The sequence below is a fragment of the Nocardiopsis chromatogenes YIM 90109 genome (assembly GCF_000341185.1).
Lineage (GTDB): Bacteria > Actinomycetota > Actinomycetes > Streptosporangiales > Streptosporangiaceae > Nocardiopsis_A > Nocardiopsis_A chromatogenes.
In genome coordinates this window covers 1-5,926 of record NZ_ANBH01000366.1, presented here as the reverse complement: position 1 = coordinate 5,926, position 5,926 = coordinate 1, and the positions used below count along the sequence as shown (strand labels likewise).

General features: G+C 75.1%; 7 protein-coding genes. 4 read left to right on the top strand and 3 right to left on the bottom strand.

All coding sequences use genetic code 11. The features are described from left to right. The 3 genes from D476_RS0130735 to D476_RS0130725 all read right to left on the bottom strand — a co-directional run. Positions 1 to 759, bottom strand: a 759-nt coding sequence (locus tag D476_RS0130735; protein WP_017627707.1) for an ATP-grasp domain-containing protein, incomplete at its 3' end; no start/stop codon positions are given. Positions 760 to 1,024: 265 nt separating this feature from the next. Continuing rightward, positions 1,025 to 1,834: a sulfite exporter TauE/SafE family protein gene (locus tag D476_RS0130730; RefSeq protein WP_017627706.1), complete on the bottom strand. Its 810-nt coding sequence runs from the start codon at positions 1,832 to 1,834 to the stop codon at positions 1,025 to 1,027. 23 nt (positions 1,835 to 1,857) lie between these two features. Further along, positions 1,858 to 2,274, bottom strand: coding sequence for a cobalamin B12-binding domain-containing protein (locus D476_RS0130725; protein WP_017627705.1), 417 nt, complete (start codon positions 2,272 to 2,274; stop codon positions 1,858 to 1,860). Positions 2,275 to 2,366: 92 nt separating this feature from the next. On the opposite strand from D476_RS0130725, the gene D476_RS0130720 reads away from it, so the two are divergent. The 4 genes from D476_RS0130720 to D476_RS0130705 all read left to right on the top strand — a co-directional run. Further along, a complete protein-coding gene (locus D476_RS0130720; protein WP_017627704.1) occupies positions 2,367 to 2,651 on the top strand; it encodes a hypothetical protein in 285 nt (94 codons plus the stop codon). Between the two features lie 88 nt (positions 2,652 to 2,739). Further along, on the top strand, positions 2,740 to 4,197 hold the full coding sequence (locus tag D476_RS0130715; RefSeq protein WP_192826452.1) for a DNA-3-methyladenine glycosylase 2 family protein: 1,458 nt from the start codon (positions 2,740 to 2,742) through the stop codon (positions 4,195 to 4,197). A gap of 51 nt (positions 4,198 to 4,248) precedes the next feature. Continuing rightward, positions 4,249 to 4,737: a methylated-DNA--[protein]-cysteine S-methyltransferase gene (locus D476_RS0130710; RefSeq protein WP_040728905.1), complete on the top strand. Its 489-nt coding sequence runs from the start codon at positions 4,249 to 4,251 to the stop codon at positions 4,735 to 4,737. 127 nt (positions 4,738 to 4,864) lie between these two features. Further along, the coding region (locus D476_RS0130705; RefSeq protein WP_017627701.1) for an MFS transporter at positions 4,865 to 5,926 on the top strand (1,062 nt) is incomplete at its 3' end.

Below are 5,926 nucleotides of genomic sequence, written 5' to 3'. Positions count from 1 at the left end.
CTGACCGTCGAGCTTGACGTAGTTCAGGCCCTTCTCCTTGGCCTTGACCTCGAGCGGGTCGCCCTCGGCGGCCGAGGCCAGGCTCTCCAGGTCCTGGCGGAACTCGGCGTTCTCGTCCAGGGTGACCTTGCCGTCGAGCGCCACGACGCGGCCGTCGCCGGTCAGGATCATCGGGTTGACCTCGACCAGGGTGGCGTCCTTGGCGACGAAGACGTCCCACAGCCTGGTGATCAGCTCGGCGGCGCCCTGGGCGGCCTTCTCCGGGAGCTTGCCCTGCTTGACGATCTCGGCGGCGACGTCGGCCGGGGCGCCCTTGAGGGCGTCCACGGCGACCTTGGCCACGGCGTCGGGGTTGGTCTCGGCGACCTCCTCGATCTCCACACCGCCCTCGGCGGAGCAGATCGACAGGAAGGTGCGGTTGGCCCGGTCCAGCAGGAAGGAGAAGTAGTACTCCTCCGCGATGTCGCTGGCCTCCTCGACCAGGACGCGGTGCACGGTGTGGCCCTTGATGTCCATGCCGAGGATCTGCTCGGCCTTGGCCTGAGCGTCCTCGGGGCCGTCGGCCACCTTCACGCCGCCGGCCTTGCCGCGGCCGCCGGTCTTGACCTGCGCCTTGACGACAACACGGGACGTGCCTGCCGCCGCGAACTCATCGGCGATGGCACGCGCCTCTTCGGGCGTGCTCGCCACCTTTCCCTGGGGTACCGGGACCCCATGCTCCGCGAAGAGCGCCTTCGCCTGGTATTCGAACAGGTCCACGAGGGTCCGTCCTTGTTACTCGCTGGCTGCAGTGGTCTGCGGAGGCGTGTCACTCGCACCGGGCCGGCGGGAACCATCGCCCGCAGGTCCGCGTTGTAAGTTCCTTTGATGATTCCATCCGCAACATGCGGAAGCTTAGTCCTCCCGGGGCTTGCGAGCTGCCACCGGGGGGCCGGTGACCAGTCAAAGCACGGTTTCGAGAGGAATGCCACCGGCCGCTGCCAGGGGATGCCGTGAGAATTCGTGTGACCCGTCACATCGCCCTTCACAGCACCCCGGACAGCCACTCCCAGGCCAGCTTCGCCAGCAGCGCCGCCACCACCACGACCAGCACGGCGCGCACGAAACCGGCCCCGCGCCGCAGCGCCATGCGGGCGCCGATCTGGGCCCCGGCCACGTTGCACGCGGCCAGCGCCAGGCCCAAGGCCCACAGCACGTCGCCGTTGGCGGCGAACACGGCCAGCGCGCCGACGTTGGTGGCGGTGTTGACGATCTTGGCCGACGCCGAGGCGGACACGAAGTCCATGCCGGTGACCGCGGTGAACGCGATGATCAGGAAGGTCCCGGTGCCGGGCCCGATGAGCCCGTCGTAGAAGGCCACCCCGGCCCCGGCGAGCAGCACGGCGGCGGCGATCCGGCGCGGGGTGAGGCGCGCGGTGTCGGCCGAGGAGCCCAGCGCGGGGCGCACGATCACGGTGACCAGCACCGCCGCGAGCACGAGCATGACGATGGGGCGCAGCGCGTCCGAGGAGACCGCCCCGGCCAGGGCGGCCCCCGCCCCGGCGCCCAGGAGCGCGAGCCCGGCCGCGGGCCACACCAGACGGTGCCGCAGCCGCACCTTGCGGGCGTAGGCCACGGCGGCCGAGGCGGTGCCGAACACCGCGGTCAGCTTGTTGGTGCCCAGGAGCGGGGCGACCGGCGCGTTCGGGAACGCCACCAGCAGCACGGGGAGCAGGAGCAGCCCGCCGCCGCCGACGACGGCGTCGACCCATCCGGCCGCCATGGCGGCGATGAGCAGCAGGGCGAGGAGCTGCGGGGGGATGTCGGAGAACGCGGGCAGGGCATCGGAGAGCACGAGCCCACAAGTGTAGACAGCGGCTACCCGGCGGCGTGCACCGCGTGGATGTTTCCGCGGACCCAGTCGCCGATCTCGGCGGTGGTGGCGCCCGGGGTGAAGATCTTGGCGACGCCCAGGCGCTCCAGCTCGGGGATGTCGTCCTCGGGGATGATGCCGCCGCCGAAGACCTTGACGTCGGTGGCGCCGTTCTCCTTCAGCAGCTCCACGACCCGCGCGAAGATGGTCATGTGCGCGCCGGAGAGCACCGACAGGCCGATGGCGTCCGCGTCCTCCTGCAGGGCGGCGCTGACGATCATCTCCGGGGTCTGGCGCAGGCCGGTGTAGATCACCTCGACCCCGGCGTCGCGCAGGGCGCGGGCGACGACCTTCACCCCCCGGTCGTGGCCGTCGAGCCCCGGTTTGGCGATGACGACCCGAACCGCCGATGACGCACCCATGCCACGTACCTCCCGCAATTCCGGCACCGTGTGTGCAGCGTAACGTAGGTCACTCGCTGTTGAACGCACCGGGGCGCGGGTATCTGTCCGGTATGGGCGACGACCTCGACCGCCTGGAGCGGCTCAGCACCGACGAGCTCCGCGAGCGCGCGTTCTCACTCGCCAGGCACCGGTGGGACGTGCAGTTCTTCTGGCGGCTGCTGCGCAGCATCCCCGCCGCGGAGGCGGCGGCGGGCCACCTGGAGGCGAGCGAGGCGGGGATCGCGACGGCGTCCGCGCGGGTCAGCGAGGCCCTGTCCGCGGAGGGCGACCCGGAGGTGCAGGAGGCGCTGCGGCCGCTGTACATCGCCTACCTGAGCGAACACGGCGACGGCTGACCCCGCCGCCCCCGCCCACCGCCATGTCCGAAACCCGCCGGTCCCTGCCCCGCGCCCGGCGCACAATGGGGACGTGACCATCGCGGACATGGACGACGAACAGCTCTACCGGGCCGTCCGGGGCAAGGACGCCCGCTTCGACGGCGTCTTCTACACGGCCGTGACCAGCACCGGGATCTACTGCCGCCCCAGCTGCCCGGCCACCGTCCCCCGGCGGGCCAACGTCCGCTACTACCGGTCGGCCGCGGCCGCCCAGGCCGCCGGGTTCCGGGCCTGCAAGCGGTGCCGCCCGGACGCCTCCCCCGGGTCGCCGGAGTGGAACGTGCGCGCCGACGCGGTGGGCCGCGCCATGCGGCTGATCGCCGACGGCGAGGTGGACCGGGGCGGCGTGCCCGCCCTGGCCGCGGCCGTCGGCTACAGCGAACGCCAGCTCAACCGGATGCTCACCGACGAGCTGGGGGCCGGGCCGCTGGCGCTGGCCCGGGCGCGCCGCGCGCAGACCGCGCGGGTGCTCATCGAGACCACCGCCATGCCGGTCTCCGACATCGCCTTCGCCGCGGGGTTCGCCAGCATCCGGCAGTTCAACGCCACCGTGCGGGAGGTCTTCGACCGCACCCCCGGGCAGATGCGGGAGCGCTCACCGCACCGGTCCGGGGCCCCCGCCGACGGGGCGCGGCTGCGCCTGCCGCTGCGCGCCCCCATCGCCCACGCGCACATGCGCGCCTTCCTCGGGGCGCGGGCGGTCCCGGGGGTCGAGGAGGTGCGCGGGGACCGGTACCGCCGGGTCCTGGACCTGCCGCACGGCACCGGCACCGCCGAGGTCGACCTGGCCCCGGGCGCCGCGTCGGGGCCGCCGCACCTGCCCTGCCGCCTGCACCTGGAGGACCTGCGCGACCTGGGCACCGCCGTGGAGCGGCTGCGGCGCCTGCTCGACCTGGACACCGATCCCGGCGCGGTGGCCGAGGTGCTGGGCGCCGACCCGCTGCTGGCGCCCGCGGTGCGGGCGCTGCCCGGCCTGCGCGCCCCCGGCGCCGCCGACCCGGCCGAGTACGCGGTGCGGGCGGTGGTGGGCCAGCAGGTGTCGGTGGCGGCGGCGCGCACGGCGGCCGGGCGGCTGGCCGAACGGTACGGAAAGCCGCTGCCGGCCCCTTCCGGGGAGCTGGTGCGGGCGTTCCCGCGCCCGGAGGCGCTGGCCGCCGCGGACCCGGCCGACCTGCCGATGCCGCGCTCGCGGGGGCGGGCGCTGGTCGCGCTGTGCGAGGCGCTGGCCTCCGGCGCCATCGACCTGGGGCCCGGCGCCGACCGGGAGGAGGCGGCGGAGCGGCTGCTGGCGGTCAAGGGGATCGGGCCCTGGACGGCCGACTACATCCGGATGCGGGCCCTCGGGGACCCGGACGTGTTCCTGGCCGGAGACCTGGGGGTGCGCAAGGCGCTGGAGCGCCTGGGAGGCACGCCCCCGCCGGACACGGTGCGCGCATGGAGCCCGTACCGTTCCTATGCCACGCACTACCTGTGGGCCTGGGACGGCCGCGAGAGCGAGGAGTGACATGGAGCCCCTGCCTTTCGACNGGGCCCGCAGGGGCGGACGCCCGCCGACCTGCGCGAGCCGGGGCCCGGCCCGCTCCTCTACACGGTGGCGGGGTCGCCGCTCGGCGACCTCCTGCTGCTGGGCGACGGCGAGGCCCTGACCGGGGTCCACATGTCCCCCGCCGCGGTCCCGGAGGGCGCCGAGCGCGCGCCGGACGCGTTCGACACGGCGGTCAAGGAGCTGGAGGCCTACTTCGCCGGGGACCTGAAGGAGTTCTCGGTTCCGCTGGCGGCGAGGGGCACCCCGTTCCAGCGCAGGGTGTGGCGGCAGCTCACGGCCATCCCCTACGGGGCGACGGTGAGCTACGGGGACATCGCCGGGGCCCTGGAGGCGCCCGGGGCGTCGCGCGCCGTGGGCACGGCGAACAACCGGAACCCGCTGTCGATCGTGGTCCCGTGCCACAGGGTGATCGGAGCCGACGGCTCGATGGTCGGGTACGGTGGGGGCATCGAGCGCAAGGAGCACCTGCTCCGCCTCGAAGGCATCCGGCTGCGATAGCCGTTCTCCATCCGGACCACCGGATTCCCCGCGCTGAGCGCTTTCTCCTCTCGATCCCTCTCTTCTCAATCCCTGTCTCGGCCTGGCCCTGTCATGCCCGCATCCGCCGAGAACGGGGGCCCTCCTCATGCACCGGACGCACCACCGGCCCGCCGTCTGGGCCTTCGGCCTGGGCGCGTTCAGCGTCCAGTTCGACTCCTTCGCCCTCAACCTCGCCCTGCCGTCCATCGGCGCCGACCTCGGGATGACCGCCGACCGGCTGCCCGCCGCCGTCGCCGCCTACCTGCTCGCCTGCGGGGCCGCCATGGTGCCCGGCGGGAGCGCCGGGGACCGGGTCGGCCACCGCAGGGTGCTCCTCGCGGGGCTCGCGGCCTTCGCCGCAGGATCGGCGCTGTGCGCATCGGCCCCGACGCCCACGGCCCTCATCGCCTTCCGCGCCCTCCAGGGGATCGGCGGCGGCCTGGTGATGCCCGCCGGGCTGGCGCTGGTCGCCCGGACGGCGCCCGGCGGGCGGGCCGCCCGCGCCACGGGCCGCGCACTGGGGGCGGCCGGGCTGGCCACCGCCGTCGGCCCCGTCGCGGGCGGCGCGCTGACCTCCCTGGCCGGGTGGCCCTGGGTGTTCTGGGCGGTGGTGCCCCTGACCGCCGCCGCTGCCGGAGCCGCCCTCACGGTGCGAGAGCCGTCCCCGCCACCGCGCCGAACACCGGGCCGCGCACCGGGCGCCCGGCCGGTCCGGGTGCTGCGCGCCGTCGCCCCCGCGGCCGCGCTCGGGGCGGCCGCCAACGCCGCGACCGTGGTGTGGCTCTTCGCGGGGCCGCTCGCCCTGCAGCGGACGTGGGGGCTGGACGCGGCGGCCGCCGGGATCGTCTTCGCCGCCCCCTCGCTCGCCGTCGCGGCGGGCGGCCCACTCGCGGGCCGGGCGGCGGCACGGCCGGTCCCCGTGCTCATCGGCCTCATCGTCACGGGGACGGGCCTGCTCGCCTTGCTCGGCGCCCTCCCGTCGGTCCCGCTGGTCGCGGCGGCCCTGACCGCGTGCGGGCTGGCCCTGGGCACCGCCAACGCCCTGGCCCTGGTCGCGGTCCAGGACGCCGCCCCGCCGGACGCGGCCGGGCTGGCCTCCGGATTCGCCAAGACCGCCGTCACCGCCGCCGGGGGCCTCGCAATGGTGGCGGTCTCCGCGGCCATGGGA